Origin of the sequence: Inquilinus limosus MP06 (assembly GCF_000767795.1) — a bacterium.
Taxonomy (GTDB): Bacteria; Pseudomonadota; Alphaproteobacteria; order DSM-16000; family Inquilinaceae; genus Inquilinus; species Inquilinus limosus_E.
The window spans coordinates 1-18821 of sequence record NZ_JANX01000053.1; the positions used below are offsets into that span (position 1 = coordinate 1).

Sequence of the window (18821 nt, forward strand, 5' to 3'; positions counted from 1 at the left end):
ATGTCCCCTTGGCACGTTATATGATAGACACAATATTATAGTCGTCATCTAAAAAGGCAATCGCCGCCGCCGTCGCGCGGCATACCGGGAGGCCGGCATGCGCTACAGCAAGGACCACAAGCAGGAGACTCGCGAGCGGATCATCCGCACCGCCGCCAGGCGCTTCCGCGAGGACGGGGTGGAGGCGACGGGCGTGGCCGCGCTGATGGCCGATGCCGGGCTGACCCATGGCGGCTTCTACGCCCATTTCCCGTCGAAGGAGGCGCTGGTGGCCGCCGCCTGCGCCGAAGGCTTCGGCGAGAGCCGGCGACGGATGCGCAAGACCATCGAGCAGCGCCCGCCGGGCGAGCGGCTGGCGGCGATGGCCGAAGCTTACCTGTCGGCGGCACATCGCGACCATCCGGGCCAGGGCTGCATCGCCGCCGCGATCGGGCCGGAGATCGCGCGCCACCCGGCCAAGACCCGTGCCGAGTTCACCGAGGGGCTGCGCGGCCTGGTGGAGACAGCCGAGGCGGCCCTCGCCGCCGATGGCGGCGACCCGGCCAGGGCGCCTCAGGCGGTCGCGACCATGGTCGGCGCTCTGATCCTGGCTCGCGGCGCGGCCGATGAGGCTCTGTCGGACCGGTTCCTGAAGAGCGGGCTCGAGGCCGTCCGGGGCATGGTGCCGAAGGCCGGCTGAGCGGCGCCGCCCAGGTTGCAACCGCAACGTCGCGGCCGTCGCGTCGCGCTGCGGTCCGGTGCTAGCATCAGCCTCTCGCTGTGATATCCCGCGAATTCACATCAGCGTGAGAGGAATGGACATGCGCCGAACTGTGGGAAGCGTTCTGCGGTGCGCGGCGGTCGCCATCGGCCTCGGGCTGGCGGTCCCCGCTCTTCTGGTCCCGGCGGCCACCACCCGGGTGCAAGCCGCCGAGGTGTGGCAGACCCTGCCGGCCCTGGGCCCGGCGCCCAAGACCGACAGCAGCGGCATGGCGCCGGTCAACGATATCCAGATGTACTATGCCGTCTACGGCAAGGGTCAGCCGGTGATCCTGCTGCATGGCGGGCTGTCGAACTCCGACTACTGGAACTACCTGATCCCGGACCTAGTGAAGCATCACTTCCAGGTGATCGTCGCCGACAGCCGTGGCCATGGCCGCAGCACCCGCTCGGCCCAGCCCTACAGCTACGACCTGATGTCGTCGGACGTGCTGGCGCTGCTGGACTATCTCAAGATCCAGAAGGCCGACCTGGTGGGCTGGAGCGACGGCGGCATCATCGGCCTCGACATCGGCATCCACCACCCGGAGCGGCTGAACCGCGTCTACGCCTATGGCGCCAATTCCGACCTGACCGGGCTGAAGCCGGATTTCGACAAGAACCCGACCTTCGCCGCCTTCATCGAGCGCGCCGGCACCGAATACAAGGCGCTATCGAAGACGCCGGACCAGTACGACGGCTTCTTGCAGCAGATCTCGCAGATGTGGGCGACCCAGCCCGACTTCACCGCCGACCAGCTGCGCGGCATCAAGGTTCGCTTCGCCATCGCCGATGGCGAGCATGACGAGGGCATCAAGCGCGAGCACACCGAGTACATGGCCCGCACCATCCCGGGCGCGGAGCTGCACATCCTGCCGAATGTCAGCCATTTCGGCATGCTGCAGAACCCGAAGGAGTTCAACGCCGCGGTCGTCAAGTTCCTGACCGAGAAGTAAGCCCCCCGCCCCCTGTCCGCCCGGCGTTGCGGCGCCGGGCGGCGGGCTGGTAGAAGGCGCCATGGCCCGCCCGATCTTCACCTTCCCCGACGACGCCGCGTGGAACGAGGCGCGCCAGGCGGTCGAGTTCGGAGTCGAGGTCGGTGACTATGCCGGCCGCGTGTTCCTGCCCTCGGCGGCGCTGCGCTCGCTGCTCGGGCACCGACCGACGCCGGCGGAGGCGGTCGAGATCTACCACCATCACCGCGCCGGCATCGAGCGCGCAGCGGAGCTGCGGATCGAGGAGCGGCGGCTGGACCCCGACGCCAATGTGACGCTGGACGGGCGCGACCTGCGGCGCCGCTGAGCGCCGCCCCTGCCTTCCATCATCACAGGATTGCGGTCATCGCCCGATTGCGATAGCCAGTTGCGAATGACACGCATTCGTTTCCAACAGCGATGATTGAGATCCTGCGGCCGGTCTTCACCGGCGACCTGGCGCATTGCGGCGAGGCCGTGGTGCTGCCGGATGACGGGCGCCCGGCCCTGCCCGGCCGCAGCCTGCTGGACCCGGCGGCGATCGACCGGGTGCTGGACGCCTATGCCGGCCAGTATCCCGGCGCGGACCGGCGCGCAATCGCCTCCTTCTGGTCGCAATGGTACTTCGCCCGGCTGCTGCCGCCGGTGATGGCGGCCAGCCTGCTGCTCGGCCGCCGCTTCCCGATCGCCCTGGCGGAGATCGGCGTGATCCGCGCGCCGGAGGGCCACCCGATCGCCTTTCGCCTGGAACATGACGGCACGCCCGAGGACGAGCCCGACGCCTTCCGCCGCTTCGACCGGCTGGTCGCCGGCCATATCGAGCCCTTCATCGCCGCCTGGGCCGCGCACACCCGGGTGGCGCCGCGGCTCTACTGGAACAACGCCGCGGTGTATCTCGACTGGATCCTGGGCGAGATCGCGGCCCATCCCCTGGCGGATGCCGGCCTCGCCGCCGAGGCCCGTCGGCTGCTGTCCGACCGCGAGCGGCCGGACGGCACGCCGAATCCGCTGTTCGAGCCGATCCAGACGGTCGAGGAGGATGGCGAGGCCAAGCGCTGGCGCCGGCTGTGCTGCCTGCGCTACCGGCTGCCGGAGATCGCCGAATGCGGCACCTGCCCGCATCTGCGGGCCCGGCTGCGCAAGGCCGCCCCGGCGCAGCAGGTCGCCTGAGAATACGGATGGTGAGCCGGGTGGGACTCGAACCCACGACCAGGGGCTTAAAAGGCCTCTGCTCTACCGACTGAGCTACCGGCTCACACTGCCGGCCCGGAACCTGTCCGGGCGGGCGGGCCGCACATTAGGGAGGCACCGCCCGACGGTCAACACCTGCTCGGTTATTCCCCGACGATCCCTTTGCGGGCAAACTGCTCGGTCAGGCGCTTGGCCACCAGCGGGCTGACGAAGGGCGCGATGTCGCCGCCCAGCCGGCCGATCTCCTTGACGAATCGCGAGGAGATGAACTGGTAGCGGTCCGACGCCATCAGGAACACCGTCTCGATCACCGGATTGATCTTGGCGTTCATGCCGGCCATCTGGAACTCGTACTCGAAATCCGAGACGGCGCGCAGGCCGCGCACCACCGTGGTGGCGCCCACCGAGGCGGCGAAGTTCATCAGCAGCATGTCGAAGGAACGGACCTCGATCGAGATCCCCTGGGCCACCAGGGGCGCGACGTCGGCCCGCACCAGCTCCACCCGCTCGTCGGTCGAGAACAGCGGGCCCTTGCCGTCGTTGCGGGCCACGGCGACGACCAGATGGTCGACGATCCGCGTGGCCCGCTGGATGATGTCCATATGGCCCTTGGTGATGGGATCGAAGGTGCCGGGATAGACCCCGATGCGCGCCTTGGACATCCGTGCGGCTTTCCTTATGCGCCGTCGCCGCCTGTCGCGGCGCCGTCCTGTTGCCCCTCAGCGGCCTCATCGGACGAACCACCGTCCTCGGCCGCGTCCTCGCCGTTCTCCTCCGGCACCGAGGCGACGGAGACCACGCGCTCGCCCCCGGCGACGTTGAACAGCCGCACGCCCATGGTCTTGCGGGCGGCGATGCGCACGTCGGAAACCGGGCAGCGGATCAGCTGGCCGCCATCGGTCACCAGGATGATCTCCTGGTTCGGCGAGATCGGGAAGCTGGCGGCCACGGCGGTGTTCTTCTCACCCATCTCCATGGCCCAGATGCCCTTGCCGCCGCGCCCCGTGAGCCGATAGCCATAGGCCGAGCTGAGCTTGCCGAAGCCCTCCTCGCTGACCGTGAGGATGAACTCCTCGCCGGCCTCCATCGCGGCGAAGCGGGCGGGGTCGAGGTCGTGCTCCACCACCGTCTCACTGTCCTCGCCGTCGGTCTCCTCGCCCTCGGCCCGGCGCGCCGCATTGGCCATGCGCAGGTAGTTGGCGCGCTCATCGGCCGTGGCGTCGAGATGGTGCAGGATCGAGATCGAGATGACGGTGTCGCCCTCGGCCAGGCGGATGCCGCGGACGCCGGTCGAATCGCGACCCTTGAAGACGCGGACGTCGGTGACCGGGAAGCGGATGCACATGCCGCTGTGCGTGGCCAGCAGCACGTCCTGGTCGTCGCTGCAGACCTTGACGCCGATCAGGCTGTCGCCCTCGTCCAGCTTCATCGCGATCTTGCCGTTGCGATTGATGCTGGTGAAATCGGCCAGGCTGTTGCGGCGGACATTGCCGCTGGCCGTGCCGAACATGACGTAGAGCTGGTCCCAGGTGCTCTCATCCTCCGGCAGCGGCATGACGGTGGAGATGGTCTCGCCCTGCTGCAGCGGCAGCATGTTGACCATCGCCTTGCCGCGCGACTGCGGCGTGCCGACCGGCAGGCGGTAGACCTTGAGCTTGTAGACGATGCCGCGGCTGGAGAAGAACAGCATCGGCGTGTGGGTGTTGGCGACGAACAGGTCGGAGACGAAATCCTCGTCCTTCGTCGCCATGCCGCTGCGGCCCTTGCCGCCGCGGCGCTGCGCCCGGTAGGTCGACAGCGGCACCCGCTTGATGTAGCCGCCGTTGGAGACGGTGACGACCATGTCCTCGCGCTGGATCAGGTCCTCGATATCGGCCTCGAATTCGAGGTCGAGGATCTCGGTCTTGCGCGGGGTGGCGAACTGGTCCTTCATCTCGACCAGCTCGCCGCGCATGATCTCCAGGAGCTTCTCGCGGCTGGCCAGGATCGACAGGTATTCCTGGATCTCGGCGACGATGGCGCGCAGGTCGTCGCCGATCTTGTCGCGCTCCAGCCCGGTCAGGCGGTGCAGGCGCAGGTCGAGGATGGCGCGGGCCTGGACCTCGGACAGGCGGTAGGTGCCGTCCTCGGCCAGCGGACGGCCGGGCTCGTCCACCAGCGCGATCAGCGGCGCGATGTCGCCGGCCGGCCAGGCCGTGGCCATCAGCTCCTCGCGCGCCGTCTGCGGGTCGGGCGCGCGGCGGATCAGCTCGATCACCGCGTCGATGTTGACCACGGCGGTGGCGAGGCCGACCAGCACATGGGCCCGTTCACGGGCGCGGGCCAGCAGGTAGCGGGTGCGCCGGGTGATCACCTCCTCGCGGAAGGCGATGAAGGCGTCGATGATCTGCTTCAGATTCAGCAGCTCGGGCCGGCCGCCATGCAGCGCCAGCATGTTGACGCCGAAGGAGGTCTGTAGCGGGGTCGAGCGGTACAACTGGTTCAGCACCACATCGGCGCTGGCGTCGCGCTTCAGCTCGACCACGATGCGCACGCCGTCGCGGTCGCTCTCGTCGCGCAGCTCGGAGATGCCCTCGACCGTCTTGTCGTTGACGACCTCGGCGATGCGCTCCATCAGCCGCGACTTGTTCACCTGGAACGGGATCTCGGTGAAGATGATCGCTTCGCGGTCCTTGCGGATCTCCTCGATCGACGACCGGGCCCGCATCACCACGCTGCCGCGGCCGGTAGCCGCGGCCGAGCGGATGCCGGAGCGGCCGAGGATCAGGGCGCCGGTCGGGAAGTCCGGCCCCGGCACGATCTGGTTCAGCTCCTCGATCGAGATGTCCGGCGCGTCGATGGTGGCCAGGCAGGCGTCGATCACCTCGCCCAGATTGTGCGGCGGGATGTTGGTGGCCATGCCGACGGCGATGCCGCCGGCGCCGTTGACCAGCAGGTTCGGGAAGCGCGACGGCACCACCGTCGGCTCGGACTGGGTCTCGTCGTAGTTCGGCTGGAACTCGACCGTGTCCTTGTCGATGTCGTCCAGCATCGCCTCGGCCGCCTTGGCCAGGCGCGCCTCGGTGTAGCGCATGGCCGCCGGCGGGTCGCCGTCCATCGAGCCGAAATTGCCCTGCCCCTGGATCAGCGGCAGCCGCATCGAGAAGTCCTGCGCCATGCGCACCATGGCGTCGTAGATCGCGGTGTCGCCATGGGGGTGGTACTTACCCATGACGTCGCCGACGACGCGGGCCGACTTCTTGAACGGCTTGGTCGAATCGTAGCCGCCCTCCTTCATCGCGAACAGGATGCGGCGATGCACCGGCTTGAGGCCGTCGCGCACATCCGGCAGGGCGCGGGAGACGATCACGCTCATGGCGTAATCGAGGTAGGAGCGCCGCATCTCCTCCTCGATCGTCACCGGGGTGATGTCGAAGTGGGGCGGCGTGGGCGAACGTTCGGTCAAAGCACTGTCCGGGCTGCTAAAAGGACGCGCCCGGACAGCCTGCCGGGCGGGCCGACGCTAGCACGTTTCCGCACCTGCGAACAATTCGTTACACCGGTCCGGGCCGGGTCGCGCAGAGGCCCCCTGGCGCAACGGATTTCAGGCCGTGGCGCCGGCTCCGGCGGCAGCCCGGGCATCGGCCCGCGCCAGCAGATGGAAGCGCACCGCGAGCAGGGTGACCGAAACCACGCTGGCGATCAGGATCGCCTCGAACAGCCCGGCGGCGCCGCGCTGGAGATGGACGCCCAGGACCCAGCCCAGCGGCGTCATCACCACGACGTAGGAGATGGTGTGCAGCAGCGTCGGCACGATGATGTCGCCGCGGCCGCGCAGGGCGTTGGCCATCACCACCTGGCCGCCATCGACGATCAGGATGAAGGTCGAGACCAGCACCACCGGGATCACCAGTGGGATCAGCGCGTGGTCATTGGTGTAGGCCTCGGCGATCGGCCGGGCCAGCAGCCACAGCGCGGCGCCGAAGCCGACCATGACGACGCTGTTGACGCCGAGCCCGACCCAGCCGGCCAATACCATGTCCTTGAGGTCGCGCCGGCCATGGGCGATGCCGACCCGGACCGCGGTGGCGGAGCCGAGGCCGAGCGCCACCATGAAGATCAGGGCGATCAGGTTGAGGCCGATCGAATAGGCGGCCAGCGGCAGGTCGCCGAGAATGCCGGCGAAGAAGGTCAGGGCGGTGAAGGCGCCCGATTCGATGAAGATGCTGAGGCCGCCGCCATAGCCGAGCTGGCGCTGCCGGGACCAGTCGCTCCAGCGCCAGCCGCGCCAGCGGCGGATGCCGTAGGCCTCGCGGTCGCGCATCCACCAGACATAGGCGACCAGGCTGACCGCCAGGAACACGCGAGAGGCGGTGCTGGCCCAGGCGGCGCCGAGCGCCCCGAGCTCCGGCAGCCCGGCGACGCCGAACACCAGCAGCCAGTTGACCAGCGCGTTCAGGACATTGGCGGCGATCATCGCGATCATCCCCGGCACCGGCCGCTTCAGCCCTTCGAGGAAGAAGGCGGTGACGGTGTAGATCACCGCCGCCGGCATACCCCAGCCGAGGACGATGGCGATATCGGCGCCGGCCTTGGACAATTCCGGCGTCTGCCCGGTCAGGACCAGCAGCGGCTCGATGAAATGGCACAGCACGGCCAGCACCAGGCCGATGGCGCCGCCATAGATCAGCGCCCGGTGCCAGACCGCGCCGCACTCGTCCGGCCGGCCGCGCCCCAAGGCGTTGGCGGTGGTCACCAGGGTGCCGATGACGAGGCCCGTGGAGGTGCCGATCATGCTGCCGATCGGGGCATTGGCGATCGAGAGATGGGCCAGGTCGGTGCTGCCGTAGCGGCCGACGAACAGCGTGTCGACCAGCGCCATCAGGATCAGCCCGGCGCGGGCGACGATCACCGGCAGGGCCAGGCGCGTCAGCTCATGGACATGTCGCCGGACCCGGGCGCGCATCCAGCTTTCGCCCGGCCGGATCGGAACCTGGTACGTCACGGCGCCCCTCCTCCCCTTGGAGCGGCACCCTAGCAGCCCGGCGCGGCGGATATCAGGGGGCCCGACGCCGGCCTGCCATGCGGTTCCCCCGGCGGCTTGGAACCGGCTATGCTGGCCCGTCATCACCGGCAGGCCGTCGCCATGATCACCGCCCTCGCCCTGTTCGCCGTGCCCGTCGCCATCGCCGCCATGATCCCCGGCCCGGCCCAGACCGCGCTGGTGGCGCGGGTGCTGTCGCGCGGTGCCGGCGAATCCCTGCCCTTCGTGCTCGGCATGGTCGCCGGCAACGCGCTGTGGCTGGCCGCGGCGGTGTTCGGCCTGTCGGCGCTGGCCCTGGCCTATGAGCCGGTCTTCGTCGCGGTGAAATGGGCCGGCATCGCCTATCTCGCGATCCTCGCCTGGAAGCTGTGGCGGGCCCCGGCCGCCGAGCCGGAGGCGCCGCCGCGGCGGACCGGCGGGATCCTCGGCGGGGCGGCGCTGACGCTGGGCAACCCGAAGGCGGTCGTGTTCTACGGCGCGGTGCTGCCGCAGGTGGTCGACCTGACGACGCTGGATGCCGCCGGCATCGCCGCGGTGTTCGCGGTGCAGCTCGGCATCGACCTGACGGTGCAGGCGGTCTATGTGGTCGGCGCCGCCGGGGCCCGAAGCTTCTTCCGCTCGCCGCGCCGGCTCCGCCTGGTCAACCGTTCCGCCGCCGCGATGATGGCAGGGTCCGCCGCGATGATCGCCAGCCGGGGCTAGCTCAGGCCGTGACCGGCGCGCCGGCCGGTTCCGCCGGCGCCGCCTCGCCTTCCATCAGCCGGCGCTCGGCCGCGAACAGGGCGGCGATCGCTTCCTTGGCGCGGGCGATTCGGGGCGACCGGCCGACATCCTGGTGCACGACCAGGCGGTAGCGGTGCTCCATCTCCGGCACGATCGGCGACACCCGCACCAGTTCCGGATCCGCGTCGCCGATGAAGCACGGGATCAGCGCCAGCCCCGCCCCGGACAGCAGCGCCGACAGGATCAGGTCGGTGGTGGTCAGGCGCAGGACGCGCGCCGCCGCCGCCAGCCGGGCGCGCACCGGGTCGGCCGCGGTGATCGGGCTGGTGCCGCCCACCCGCTCGCGGTCGTAGATCACCCAGTCGCAGCGGTCGAAGCGATCCGTGGTCCAGGCCTCGGGATGGCTGTCGACATAGGCGCGCAGGCCGTAGACGGCATAGGCCGAGCGTGCAACCAGACGGGAGCGCAGGCCCGGCAGGTCCGGCACCGCGGTGTAGATGCCCAGATGCACCGAATCGCCGCCGAGATCCGGCACGATGCGCTCGAAATCGATCGCCAGGTTGATGCCCGGCAGCGCCTCCCGCAGCTGCGGCAGCCTTTCGGCCAGGAAGCGGCTGGCCCAGCCATCGGCGGCCACCCGCACCAGCCCGGTGCCGGGATCGGCCTGGACCCGGGCCTCGCGCTCCAGCGCCGCCGCGGCCTCCGCCATCGCGCGGAGATGCGGCAGCAGCGCCTCCATGGCCGGGGTCGGGCGGTAGCCGTCTGCGCCGCGCTCGAACAGGATCAGGCCCAGCCGCTCCTCCAGCGCCTGGACCCGCCGGCCGATGGTGGGCTGGCTGAGGCCGAGGCGCCGCGCTGCCGCCGACAGGCTGCCGGTCCCGACCACCGCATGGATCACGCGCAAATCATCCCAGTCCATCGCGCCCGGCCCCGCCTCGCTTGCTGAACGGAAACGTACAGACCCTCTTCGAACTTGTCGAATGGCGCACATCTGCGTTCAGCACCATCCTCCGCCTCATCACCGCCCGATGCACGGCCCCGGACAGCTCGCCCGACGGGCAACTCTCCTGACAGGATGATGTCAGGAGGGGTGGCGTAGTCTCCCACCATCGCCCCGGACCGCCGGGGCCAGCGATGGAGGATCGGATGGCCGTGCTGACGGAGGTGGTGATGTACCGGGCCCGGCCCGGCGCCCCGGCCAAGACCGTGGTCACGGTGTCCGACGCGACCGGCCCGGTGATCACCGGCCGCTACGGCATCGACACGGTGCCGCCGCCGGCGCCGAGGGCGGCGGCCTGCCCGATCGCGATGGCTTCTTCGAGGAGATCGTCATGAGCACCCATGTCCTGCGCCTGCCGCTGCGCCAGCGCCCCGTCGGCCTGCTGGGACGGATCTGGCGGCGTTTCACCGGCGGACCGGCGCGTTCCGCCAGGCGGCCGAACCGACTGCGGCTGGAGACGCTGAACGATTCCGCCCGCCGCGACCTCGGCCTCCAGATGGACGCGGAGTTCGACGCCGCGCTCACCCGCATCGGCCTCATGGCCGTGGCCGGTCGGACCCTGCTGTAATGCCGGGGCGACGCTACTCCGCGACCTTGACCAGGAGCTTGCCGAAATTCTCGCCCCGGAACAGCCGCAGGAAGGTCCGGGGCGCATTCTCCAGCCCCTCGGCGACATCCTCACGGTAGCGGATCCGGCCGTCGCGGATCCAGCCGGAGACATCCCGCAGGAACGCGGCGTGCTGGTCGGCGAAGTCGCTGACGATGAAGCCGCGCAGGGTCAGCCGCTTCGACAGCACCTCGCGCATCATCTGCGGCATCCGGTTCGGCCCCTCTGACGCGCCGACAACGTTGTACTGGGCGATCAGGCCGCAGACCGGGACCCGGGCGAAGGGGTTCAGGAGCGGCCACACCGCCTCCCACACCGCGCCGCCGACATTCTCGAAATAGACATCGATGCCGTCCGGCACCGCCGCGCGCAGCCGGTCGGCGAAATCCGGCGCGCGGTGGTCGACCGCGGCGTCGAAGCCCAGCTCGCCGGTCAGATAGGCGCCCTTCTCCGCCCCGCCGGCGATGCCGACGACGCGCGCGCCCTTGATCCTGGCGATCTGCCCGACCACCGACCCGACGGCGCCCGAGGCGGCGGAGACCACGACGGTCTCGCCCGGCTTCGGCTGGCCGATGGTGAGCAGGCCGGTATAGGCGGTCATGCCCGGCATGCCGAGCACGCCGACCGCGGTCGAGACCGGCGCCAGCGACGGGTCGACCTTGCGCAGCCCGGCGCCGTCGGACAGCGCGTAGTCCTGCCAGCCGGTGCGGCCCTCGACGATGTCGCCCGCAGCGAAGCCGGGATGGTTCGAGGCGATGATGCGGCCGACCGCGCCGCCGACCATGACCTGGCCGATCTCCACCGGCGCCGCGTAGGATTTCGCGTCGCTCATCCGGCTGCGCATATAGGGGTCGAGCGACAGCCACAGCGTGCGGACCAGCAGCTGGCCGGGCCCCGGCGCCGGCACCGGCTCCTCGACCAGGCGGAAATCGGTGTCCTTCGGCTCCCCGACCGGGCGCGCGGCCAGCAGGATCCGGCGATTCACATCGGTGCTCATGACGGGCTCCCATCTGCGCATGACGGGAGCTAAGCACCATTGTCGCGCATGATGAAGGGGTTCGATCGAATCAACAGATTCGATGCGTGGAACATTCGGCCAGGCGCCGGCGTCACATCCCCCGGATGAAGCCCGTGACCGTCACGGCGAGCAGCCCCAGGGCCAGCGCCGGACCGAAGGGCCGCATCTCCCGCCACTTCACCCCGCGCCAGGGGGCCAGCACCAGAGTCATGACCAGCGCCACGAGGCTGGCCAGGATCAGGACGATCAGGCTGCCCTGCACCCCGACCCAGAGGCTGGCGGCGGTGAGAAATTTGAGATCCCCCCAGCCGATCCGGGCGTGCCGGTCGATCTTCTGCATCAGCCAAGCGGTGCCGGCCAGCAGCAGGAAGGTGACCGCGGCCGCCCCGAGGGAGAAGCCGAGCGTCCGCAGCGTCGGGTCACGGACCAGCGCCAGGGCCAGGCCGCAGACGCCCAGCGCCAGGTTGCAGATGTTCGGGATCCTGCTCTCGCGCAGATCGATCAGCACGATCGGCAGCAAGAGCAGGACCAGAAGGCCAAGAGCGATGAAGTCGAGGCCGGCCATCAATATCCGCCGTTGGCGATGGTCACGGTGGCGGAGGGGTTGGACAGCGGCAGGGGCAGGAAGCTGTCCTTGCCGTCGTCTCCGTTCAGGCCGCTCGCGACATTGCGGGCGGCCTGGTCGTAGGTCACCGTGACCTGGAACAGGTTGGCGTCGCTGGACGATGCGTCGGCCACGATGGTGCAGGACTGTCCTGTGCCACATTTCTCGATGCTGCCGAGGATCGGGCCATAGGCGGACAGGACGGCGATCGCCGCCTTCTGCGCCAGATCCTTGCGCTCATCGAGATTCATGCCGGCGATGGAGGCGCGAGCCCCCTCGGCCGCGGCCTGGTTGACGGCGAGCCAAGCCCCGAAATGCAGCCCGTAGACGACGAGGCCGAACAGGAGGACGAGGAAGACCGGCGCGATCAGGGCGAATTCGACCGCGGCCAGCCCCGACTCGTCGGAGAGGGCGGCGGGCGCCCGAGCGCCCGCCGTCCGAGGTGCACGTGGTGCAGGAGTAGTCATGGCTGTTCCCATGAACTCGTTGGAGTGAGGCTGACCGGAAGTCGGCCGGAGATCAGCCCGCGCCGCCGCCGATCGCGGTGACGATCCGGCCGAACGCGCCGGTGATCGCCTGGCCGAGGCTCGTAGAGGCGGCGGTAATGCCAAGGGCGACCAGAGCGCCAAGGATCGCGTACTCAACGGCCGTAATGCCCTGATCGTCACGAACGACTTGGCCTGCCTTCTTGAAGAATTTCCGCAACATCATGATAAACCTCCAAAATTTCCGGGATCCTGCTTCCCGCCCGCACCCCGGTGCCGCGGGCGGTGTTCCGACTACTCGATCAGCACCGGCACGCCGCAGCGGACGCCGGTGACGACCACATCCATCACGCCGATGCGCACGCCGAGGGCGGCGAGCAGATTGTCGACGAGAGGATCGAGGACGCCCTTGATCACAGGGGCGAGAAGCTGGTTGAGCGCCGTGACCGTGCTGCTGACCACCGACAGGTCGACCGGCAGCAGGCAGATATTGCCCAGGCTGAGGACGCAGGCCTTGAGCTCGAGATTCGGCTTGCCTGTCACCGGATCGATGCCGAGGCTGCCCAGCAGATTGTCGACCGCGCCGCCGCCCCAGACCTGCTGCGCCACCTGGTCGTCGATGTCCTGCTTGTCGAAGACCATCGTCTTGTGGCCTTCCAGCAGCTCCAGCTTGGCCCGGCCGTCGATATGCACCAGCCCGAGCAGCAGCACCTTGATATCGATCAGCGGCGCCGGCTGGATATCGGTCTGGTAGTTGATCTTGTGGCTGAAATTGGTCATCAGGCCCATCGGCAGCGTGCCGATATAGGCGGCCGCCGCATGGACGGTGGCGTCCACCTCCACCCGGACATCCGGATCGCAGGTGATCGGGCCCAGCGTGGCGTCGCCGGATGCGGCCTCGATATAGACCGGCAGCTGGATCCCCTGGCCGAGCAGGCCGAACAGGTCCAGCAGCTGCAGCTTGATCTGCGTCCGCACCTGCGCGGTGTGGACCGAGATGCCCTTCGGCCCGAAGGCGAAGGGTGGCCGCTGCGGCTTCTCGATCACCGTGGCGGCGACCTCGACAGACGCCACGCCGGGCAGGCCGAGGGTGAGCGACGGGATCGAGATGAAGTTCTGGCTGTTCGCCACCTGGGCGCTGAGCGTGACCAGCTGATACAGGTTCAGCCCCGCCTGCAGCGCGCTGGGCTTGGTCGAGCTTCCGACCTCCTGCGTCTTCCAGAGGCCCAGGTCCAGCAGCTTGCCCAGGGCCAAGTCCGGGTTGCCGGCGATCTGCGACTGCAGCGCCAGCAGGGCGTTCAGCGCGTCGAGGTCGAGGCCGGCGATGTTGCCCTGCTTGTGCAGGACGTCGATCGCCGCTTGCAGGATCTGGCCGACCTTGACGTTGCTGTCGAGCAGGCCGTCATAGGTTCCGACCGAGGCGCCGACATGGGTCGCCAGGGCGTCGAGGAAGGTCAGCGCGTCGATATCGGTGTTGACCAGCCCGTTATAATGCACGGCGGTCAGGTTGATCTTGGTGCCCAGCACCCCGCCCAGCACCGCGTTCAGCAGCGGGCTCTGCGTCGTGTCGAGCGTCAGCAGGCCGGTGCCGGCCTGCAGCCCGGCCTCATCGATCCGCGCCGCCGTCGACCGGGTGCTGATCGGGTAGATGCCTTCCTTGTTCGGGCTGCCGCCCTGCCCCATCTGGCCGTCGCCGGTCTGCAGCAGCGACCGCGACAGCACCCCGGGCACCGTGGCATGCGCCGTGACCTGGACCGCGCTGTATTCGTCGGGCGCGGGATCACCGGCCTCGCAGGCGGTCAGGCCGAGCTTGAAGCGATCCGCCGGCTTCGCCCCCTCGGGGCAGTACACGCCCGGCACGGCCGAGGTCAGGCTGCTGGTTTCGAAGCCGTTGGCCTTGAGCAGATTGCCGGCGATCGTCGTGGCGTCGGAGATCTTCAGCGCGGCCGACAGGGCCGAGACATCCGTCGCCACCTGCAGGTGGCGCTGCTGCGCGTACCAGAGGCCGACATCGGTGGCCAGCGCCGCCGTCCCGATCAGCGGCACCAGCATCAGTGCCGCGAAGGGCGCGATCGCTCCCCCGTCACCCGATCCGCGACGTATCAATCTCCCGATCATGGCAGCCCCCCCGATGACGACCCCATGCCGCCCCCAAAGCCGGATGGCGGCCCGTAGGAGCTGTTGCCCGAAAGCGGTTGAAGCGGCTTGCCGATGTCCTGGATGAAGTTGGAATAGACCTGACCGGCCTCCGCCCCCGACAGGCCGGCCGGCGCGCCAGGGCCTGGATGCGGTCGCTGCTGTGCCTGGATCACCTGCAGGGCGCGGTTGCTCTCGAACCAGTCGGGCGCCTTCGGCTGCACCAGCTGCTGCTGGGCCGGCGCCGCGGCCGGCAGGAACAGGGCGCATACGCCCAACGCCGCAAGGCATGCTCGCATCATGGCTGGTTCTCCGAAGCTTGCGCCAGGCGCCGCGGCGCCGCCGTGCCCGTGCCGGCGCTGGTCGGACCGCGCATCTGGCCGCGGGCGGTCTTCAGCATCTGCTCGACCGCGCGCCGCTCCTGGGCGTTGGTGATCCGGCCGAGCATCGCCTTGGCGGCATCGCCCTGGCCCGAAATGTCGAGGCATAGAATCAGGTTGTTGCGGACCTGGGCATTCTCCGGCGCCAGCTCGCTCGCCTGGCGCAGGGTGAACAGCGCCTCATCATAGGAGGCGATCCGCATCTCGGCGAAACCGAGGTCGTTCAGGTATTTGACGTTGATCGGCTCGCGCCGCACGGCCTCGTGGAAATAGGCCCGCGCCTTGGCCCAATCGCTGCGGCCGGCCGCGACACGGCCGAGGCCGTCATAGGCCGCGGGGGCCTGGTCGCCCTCCAGCAGCTCCCGGTAGATCGCCTCGGCGCGCGCATAGTCCTGAATGTCGAGGAAAGCGTCCCCGCGCAGCACCTGCGCCCGCGCGTCGCCCGGGTGGCGGTTGTCGTAGTCGTCGAGATAGGCCAGCGCGGCGCGCGACTTGCCGCCCTGGCGCAGCTTGTCGACGATGCCGAGATACAGGTCGCGCGAATTCTCCGCGTCGAGCGGCGCCGCCTGCGGCAGCGTGTCCGCCGGCGACGGCTCCCGGTGCACGGTCTGGCTGCCGCCGAACAGGCCGCAGGCGGAGAGCCAGGGCAGCAGCAGCAGGGCGGCCAGGCGGGCGGGGTTTCGCGTCATCGGCCCAGTCCCGTCAGGGTGGAGAGGATGGTGACGATGGCCGGGGCCAGCAGCACGATGAACAGCGCCGGCATCATGAAGACGATCATCACGATGGTCATCTGCGTGGTCTTGCGGCCGATGCTTTCCTTGGCCGAGGACACGCGCCGGTCGGCGAATTCACGCACGAACTCACGCAGCGCCGGCCCCAGCTCGGTGCCGTACATCAGGGTCTGCTTGAACAGGGCCGCCACCTCACGGATGCCGCCGACGCCCAGCCGGTCGGCCCAGCGGTCCAGCGCCTGGTCATAGGCCATGCCGCGCTGCAGATCCTCGACCAGCACCCGCATCGACTGGCGGACATGCGGCATGGCGTTGCCCTCGCCCTGCGCCACGGTGCGGAAGCACTGGTCCAGGCTGACGCCGCTTTCCAGCATCAGCAGCAGTACGTCGAGGACGAAGGGCAGTTCGGCGCTGACCCGCCGCAGCCGGACCGAGGCCAGCGAGCGCAGCACGAACTTGGCGGCGATGTAGACCACGCCGCCGGCCGCCAGCGGGTAGAAGCGGGCGACGCCGGACCACATCCCCAGGAGCCACAGCACCACCCCGGCGCCGAGAATGGCCAGGAGCGCCGCGGCGAAGCGCAGCCCGGCGAACACCATCAGCGCGCTGGGGTCGTAATAGCCCGCCGCCCGCAGGAGCTGCAGGATCTCCTCACGGTCCTTGGCGCCGCCGACCAGGACCGGCGCGAAGGGCTGCAGCCAGCCGAGCTGGAGGCCGGCCGCGCCGTCCTGCGGCTGGTCGGACAGCCGGGTCAGCCGCCGCTTCAGCCGCGCCTCGCCCACCGTGCCGCGCAGCCCGAGACCCAGCAGCAGCAGGCTGGAGCCGGCGGTGATGACGATGAAGGCGAGCTCGAGGCTGAAGGCCGGCATGGCGTCAGAACTCCAGCCGCATGATGCGACGCATGACCAGCACGCCGAACAGCTGCAGCCCGATGGCGATCAGGGCCAGGCGCGGCCCCTGCTCCGCATGGATGAAGAACATGATGTAGGCCGGCTTGATCACCGAGATCATCACCAGCACCACCGACGGCATCAGGCCGAGAACGATGGCGCTGAAGCGGATCTCCGCCGTCGCCGCCTTCAGCTCGCGCTCCACCCGGGTGCGCTCGCGCAGGATCTGCACCAGGTTGGCCAGCACCGCCGACATCCGGCCGCCGTAGCGGAAATTGACCTCGGTCGCGGTCGCCAGCATGAACAGCTCCGGCACCTCCAGCCGCCCGGCCAGCCAGGACATGGCCTCCGGGATCGGCGCGCCGTTGTTGATGCGCCGGACCATCGGCTGCAGATAACGCTGCATCGCCGGCGACGTGTTCTCCGCCGCCTTCAGCAGGCCCTGCTGCATCGAGTTGCCGACCATGAGAAGCTGGCGCAGCGCGTCCAGGAAGAAGGGCAGGCCCAGCAGGAAGGCGTTGATCCGCCGGGTCGCCAGCGCGTGCAGGGCATAGACCGCGGCGCCGATGGCCAGGACCGGGACGGCGGCGGCGGCGATCGGGCTGACCAGCCAGGCCACGGCGACGGTGGCGGCGATCACCAGGATCGCGGTCAGCACCAGCCGGTCCGGCCGCAGCACGATGTCGGCTCGGTTCAGCCACAGCCGCAGGAAGCGCGGCCCGCCTTGCCCGGCGGGCACCGGCCGGGCGCCGGCGGGACGGCCCCCCGACGTCTCCGCCACACCGTCCGGCACGGCGCTGCGCAGCAGCTCCAGCCTGGCTTGCACCTGCTGCTGCTGGCGGCGCTGACGGCGTCCGGCGACCAAGCTGATCCCCGCCATCACGAACAGCGCCAGCACGCCCAGCAGCAGGAAGGCGAAGCCGGTCATGCCGCCCCTCCCCGCGCCGCGGCCAGTCGCAAGTCGGGCGCCCCGACCAGGCGATGGGCGTAGAACGGGCGCGCCGACAGGGTGCGGAACTCGCCCTGGCCGCTCAGCGGCGGCTGCTCCTCGAAGCTGAACAGCGGGTTGAGGGTGAAGTTGTCGCCCTCCATCCCGGTCAGCTCCGACACCGAGGTGACGCGCCGCTTGCCGTTCGCCAGCCGGTTGACCTGCACGACGATGTGGACGCTGTTGGCGATATAGCGGCGCACCGTCTTCGGATCGCCGCCCAGGCCGCCGAAGCCGAGCAGCATCTCCAGTCGGCCGAAGGCGTCGCGGCTGGAATTGGCGTGCATCGTGGCCATCGACCCGTCATGGCCGGTGCTCATCGCCTGCAGCATCTCGACCGCCTCGGCGCCGCGCACCTCGCCCAGGATGATGCGGTCCGGCCGCATCCGCAGGGCGTTGCGCACCAGGTCGCGGGCGGTCACCTCGCGGCTGCCGTCGAGATTGGGCGGCCGCGTCTCCAGCCGCACCACATGGCTCTGCCGCAGCTGCAGCTCGGCCGCGTCCTCGATGGTGATCAGCCGCTCCTTCTCGTCGATGTAGCCGCTGAGCATGTTGAGCAGCGTGGTCTTGCCCGAGCCGGTGCCGCCGCAGATCAGGATATTGAGGCGCGAGCGCACCGCCGCCGCCAGGAAGCTCATCATCTCCTGGCTCATCGAGCCGAGGCGCACATAATCCTGCGCGCCCATGGCCTGGACGCGGAACTTGCGGATCGACACCATCGGCCCGTCCAGCGCGATCGGCGGGATCACGACATTGACGCGCGACCCGTCGGGCAGGCGCGCGTCGACATAGGGCGTCGCCTCGTCCACCCGGCGGCCGATCGGGCTGACGATGCGCTGGATGATGTTCATCAGGTGGGCGGTGTCGCGGAACCGCACCGGCACCGCCGCCATCTGGCCGCCGCGCTCGACATAGACCCGGTACGGGCCGTTGACGATCACATCGTCGATCGACGGATCCTTCAGCAGCGGCTCCAGCGGGCCGAGGCCGATCACCTCGTTCTGCACCTCGGACGCCAGCAGGGCGCGCTCGGCGGCATTGAGCGCCAGCCCCTCCTTGGCGGCGAAGCGGGTGATCGCCTGCTCGATGCCGTCGCGGATCATCGACTGGCTGGCCGATTCCGCATTGATGCCGAGCGCCTCGAGCTGCTCCAGCACCAGGTTGAAGATCGCGAACTTGGTTCGCTGGTAGGCGTCGGTGGTGCGCAGCTCCGCCGCGGCGAGCTCCGCCTCCCCGCCTGTCCTGACACCGACGCCGTTGATCAGCCCTGCCATCGCCGCCCTCTCCTCACGACGTCCGCAGCCGGCGGAACAGGCCGGCGCCGCGCGATGCC

General features: G+C 69.7%; 21 protein-coding genes and 1 tRNA gene. 7 read left to right on the plus strand and 15 right to left on the minus strand.

Annotated elements, in window-relative coordinates:
* The first annotated feature begins 97 nt into the window (after window positions 1-97).
* The 4 genes from P409_RS06815 to fhuF all read left to right on the plus strand — a co-directional run bounded on the left by P409_RS06815 (window position 98) and on the right by fhuF (window position 2882).
* Complete coding sequence (locus tag P409_RS06815) at window positions 98-679, plus strand: TetR/AcrR family transcriptional regulator (protein ID WP_034833421.1); 582 nt, start codon at window positions 98-100, stop codon at window positions 677-679.
* 121 nt (window positions 680-800) lie between these two features.
* The gene (locus tag P409_RS06820) at window positions 801-1694 is read left to right on the plus strand and encodes an alpha/beta fold hydrolase (RefSeq protein WP_052120123.1); all 894 of its coding nucleotides are present in this window, start codon (window positions 801-803) and stop codon (window positions 1692-1694) included.
* A 61-nt stretch (window positions 1695-1755) separates the two neighbouring features.
* Entirely contained in the window at window positions 1756-2040 is a 285-nt protein-coding gene (locus tag P409_RS06825; RefSeq protein ID WP_034833424.1) for a DUF1488 family protein, read from the plus strand.
* Between the two features lie 92 nt (window positions 2041-2132).
* Window positions 2133-2882, plus strand: coding sequence for a siderophore-iron reductase FhuF (fhuF, locus tag P409_RS06830; RefSeq protein WP_034833426.1), 750 nt, complete (start codon window positions 2133-2135; stop codon window positions 2880-2882).
* 9 nt (window positions 2883-2891) lie between these two features.
* Here the strand turns inward: fhuF and P409_RS06835 are convergent.
* From P409_RS06835 to P409_RS06850, 4 genes are all read right to left on the minus strand, one after another.
* A tRNA-Lys gene (locus tag P409_RS06835) sits at window positions 2892-2967 on the minus strand.
* 79 nt (window positions 2968-3046) lie between these two features.
* Window positions 3047-3565, minus strand: a complete 519-nt coding sequence (coaD, locus tag P409_RS06840) for a pantetheine-phosphate adenylyltransferase (protein ID WP_034833429.1) — start codon at window positions 3563-3565, stop codon at window positions 3047-3049.
* A 14-nt stretch (window positions 3566-3579) separates the two neighbouring features.
* Window positions 3580-6348: a DNA gyrase subunit A gene (gyrA, locus tag P409_RS06845; RefSeq protein ID WP_034833432.1), complete on the minus strand. Its 2769-nt coding sequence runs from the start codon at window positions 6346-6348 to the stop codon at window positions 3580-3582.
* Window positions 6349-6486: 138 nt separating this feature from the next.
* A complete protein-coding gene (locus P409_RS06850) occupies window positions 6487-7887 on the minus strand; it encodes an MATE family efflux transporter (RefSeq protein WP_238578613.1) in 1401 nt (466 codons plus the stop codon).
* Between the two features lie 108 nt (window positions 7888-7995).
* On the opposite strand from P409_RS06850, the gene P409_RS06855 reads away from it, so the two are divergent.
* Window positions 7996-8628 carry a LysE family translocator gene (locus P409_RS06855; RefSeq protein WP_052120118.1) on the plus strand — a complete coding sequence of 211 codons (633 nt, stop codon included), beginning with the start codon at window positions 7996-7998 and terminating at the stop codon, window positions 8626-8628.
* A 1-nt stretch (window position 8629) separates the two neighbouring features.
* On the opposite strand, the gene P409_RS06860 is transcribed toward P409_RS06855, so the two are convergent.
* Entirely contained in the window at window positions 8630-9568 is a 939-nt protein-coding gene (locus tag P409_RS06860; protein WP_034833436.1) for a LysR family transcriptional regulator, read from the minus strand.
* 227 nt (window positions 9569-9795) lie between these two features.
* On the opposite strand from P409_RS06860, the gene P409_RS06865 reads away from it, so the two are divergent.
* The gene (locus P409_RS06865) at window positions 9796-9984 is read left to right on the plus strand and encodes a hypothetical protein (protein ID WP_034833439.1); all 189 of its coding nucleotides are present in this window, start codon (window positions 9796-9798) and stop codon (window positions 9982-9984) included.
* Window positions 9981-10217, plus strand: a complete 237-nt coding sequence (locus P409_RS06870; protein ID WP_034833443.1) for a hypothetical protein — start codon at window positions 9981-9983, stop codon at window positions 10215-10217. Before P409_RS06865 ends, P409_RS06870 begins: the two co-directional genes overlap by 4 nt.
* A 13-nt stretch (window positions 10218-10230) precedes the next feature.
* Here P409_RS06870 and P409_RS06875 read toward each other — a convergent pair whose 3' ends face one another.
* The 10 genes from P409_RS06875 to P409_RS06920 all read right to left on the minus strand — a co-directional run bounded on the left by P409_RS06875 (window position 10231) and on the right by P409_RS06920 (window position 18762).
* Window positions 10231-11253, minus strand: coding sequence for an NADP-dependent oxidoreductase (locus P409_RS06875; protein WP_034833446.1), 1023 nt, complete (start codon window positions 11251-11253; stop codon window positions 10231-10233).
* Between the two features lie 112 nt (window positions 11254-11365).
* Window positions 11366-11839: a prepilin peptidase gene (locus P409_RS36070; protein ID WP_052120119.1), complete on the minus strand. Its 474-nt coding sequence runs from the start codon at window positions 11837-11839 to the stop codon at window positions 11366-11368.
* Window positions 11839-12345 (minus strand): TadE/TadG family type IV pilus assembly protein, encoded by a 507-nt coding sequence (locus tag P409_RS06885; protein WP_052120120.1) that lies wholly within the window; start codon window positions 12343-12345, stop codon window positions 11839-11841. The genes P409_RS36070 and P409_RS06885 overlap by 1 nt, the downstream gene beginning before the upstream one ends.
* A 52-nt stretch (window positions 12346-12397) precedes the next feature.
* Window positions 12398-12589, minus strand: a complete 192-nt coding sequence (locus P409_RS06890; protein WP_081991332.1) for a Flp family type IVb pilin — start codon at window positions 12587-12589, stop codon at window positions 12398-12400.
* 68 nt (window positions 12590-12657) lie between these two features.
* Window positions 12658-14481, minus strand: coding sequence for a pilus assembly protein TadG-related protein (locus tag P409_RS06895; protein WP_274519148.1), 1824 nt, complete (start codon window positions 14479-14481; stop codon window positions 12658-12660).
* A complete protein-coding gene (locus tag P409_RS38730) occupies window positions 14478-14801 on the minus strand; it encodes a hypothetical protein (protein WP_161790353.1) in 324 nt (107 codons plus the stop codon). The genes P409_RS06895 and P409_RS38730 overlap by 4 nt, the downstream gene beginning before the upstream one ends.
* On the minus strand, window positions 14798-15568 hold the full coding sequence (locus tag P409_RS06905; RefSeq protein WP_052120121.1) for a tetratricopeptide repeat protein: 771 nt from the start codon (window positions 15566-15568) through the stop codon (window positions 14798-14800). The genes P409_RS38730 and P409_RS06905 overlap by 4 nt, the downstream gene beginning before the upstream one ends.
* On the minus strand, window positions 15565-16479 hold the full coding sequence (locus P409_RS06910) for a type II secretion system F family protein (RefSeq protein WP_034833454.1): 915 nt from the start codon (window positions 16477-16479) through the stop codon (window positions 15565-15567). The genes P409_RS06905 and P409_RS06910 overlap by 4 nt, the downstream gene beginning before the upstream one ends.
* 4 nt (window positions 16480-16483) lie before the next feature.
* Entirely contained in the window at window positions 16484-17428 is a 945-nt protein-coding gene (locus tag P409_RS06915) for a type II secretion system F family protein (protein ID WP_034833457.1), read from the minus strand.
* Complete coding sequence (locus P409_RS06920) at window positions 17425-18762, minus strand: CpaF family protein (protein ID WP_052120122.1); 1338 nt, start codon at window positions 18760-18762, stop codon at window positions 17425-17427. Before P409_RS06920 ends, P409_RS06915 begins: the two co-directional genes overlap by 4 nt.
* Between the last annotated feature and the right edge of the window lie 59 nt (window positions 18763-18821).

Bases quoted from the DNA above. Each gene is read 5' to 3' on its own strand.
- P409_RS06815 (WP_034833421.1), top strand. From the start codon at position 98: ATGCGCTACAGCAAGGACCACAAGCAGGAGACTCGCGAGCGGATCATC.
- P409_RS06820 (WP_052120123.1), top strand. From the start codon at position 801: ATGCGCCGAACTGTGGGAAGCGTTCTGCGGTGCGCGGCGGTCGCCATC.
- P409_RS06825 (WP_034833424.1), top strand. From the start codon at position 1,756: ATGGCCCGCCCGATCTTCACCTTCCCCGACGACGCCGCGTGGAACGAG.
- fhuF (WP_034833426.1), top strand. From the start codon at position 2,133: ATGATTGAGATCCTGCGGCCGGTCTTCACCGGCGACCTGGCGCATTGC.
- coaD (WP_034833429.1), bottom strand. From the start codon at position 3,565: ATGTCCAAGGCGCGCATCGGGGTCTATCCCGGCACCTTCGATCCCATC.
- P409_RS06855 (WP_052120118.1), top strand. From the start codon at position 7,996: ATGCTGGCCCGTCATCACCGGCAGGCCGTCGCCATGATCACCGCCCTC.
- P409_RS06860 (WP_034833436.1), bottom strand. From the start codon at position 9,568: ATGGACTGGGATGATTTGCGCGTGATCCATGCGGTGGTCGGGACCGGC.
- P409_RS06865 (WP_034833439.1), top strand. From the start codon at position 9,796: ATGGCCGTGCTGACGGAGGTGGTGATGTACCGGGCCCGGCCCGGCGCC.
- P409_RS06870 (WP_034833443.1), top strand. From the start codon at position 9,981: ATGAGCACCCATGTCCTGCGCCTGCCGCTGCGCCAGCGCCCCGTCGGC.
- P409_RS06875 (WP_034833446.1), bottom strand. From the start codon at position 11,253: ATGAGCACCGATGTGAATCGCCGGATCCTGCTGGCCGCGCGCCCGGTC.
- P409_RS36070 (WP_052120119.1), bottom strand. From the start codon at position 11,839: ATGGCCGGCCTCGACTTCATCGCTCTTGGCCTTCTGGTCCTGCTCTTG.
- P409_RS06885 (WP_052120120.1), bottom strand. From the start codon at position 12,345: ATGACTACTCCTGCACCACGTGCACCTCGGACGGCGGGCGCTCGGGCG.
- P409_RS06890 (WP_081991332.1), bottom strand. From the start codon at position 12,589: ATGATGTTGCGGAAATTCTTCAAGAAGGCAGGCCAAGTCGTTCGTGAC.
- P409_RS06895 (WP_274519148.1), bottom strand. From the start codon at position 14,481: ATGATCGGGAGATTGATACGTCGCGGATCGGGTGACGGGGGAGCGATC.
- P409_RS38730 (WP_161790353.1), bottom strand. From the start codon at position 14,801: ATGATGCGAGCATGCCTTGCGGCGTTGGGCGTATGCGCCCTGTTCCTG.
- P409_RS06905 (WP_052120121.1), bottom strand. From the start codon at position 15,568: ATGACGCGAAACCCCGCCCGCCTGGCCGCCCTGCTGCTGCTGCCCTGG.
- P409_RS06910 (WP_034833454.1), bottom strand. From the start codon at position 16,479: ATGCCGGCCTTCAGCCTCGAGCTCGCCTTCATCGTCATCACCGCCGGC.
- P409_RS06915 (WP_034833457.1), bottom strand. From the start codon at position 17,428: ATGACCGGCTTCGCCTTCCTGCTGCTGGGCGTGCTGGCGCTGTTCGTG.
- P409_RS06920 (WP_052120122.1), bottom strand. From the start codon at position 18,762: ATGGCAGGGCTGATCAACGGCGTCGGTGTCAGGACAGGCGGGGAGGCG.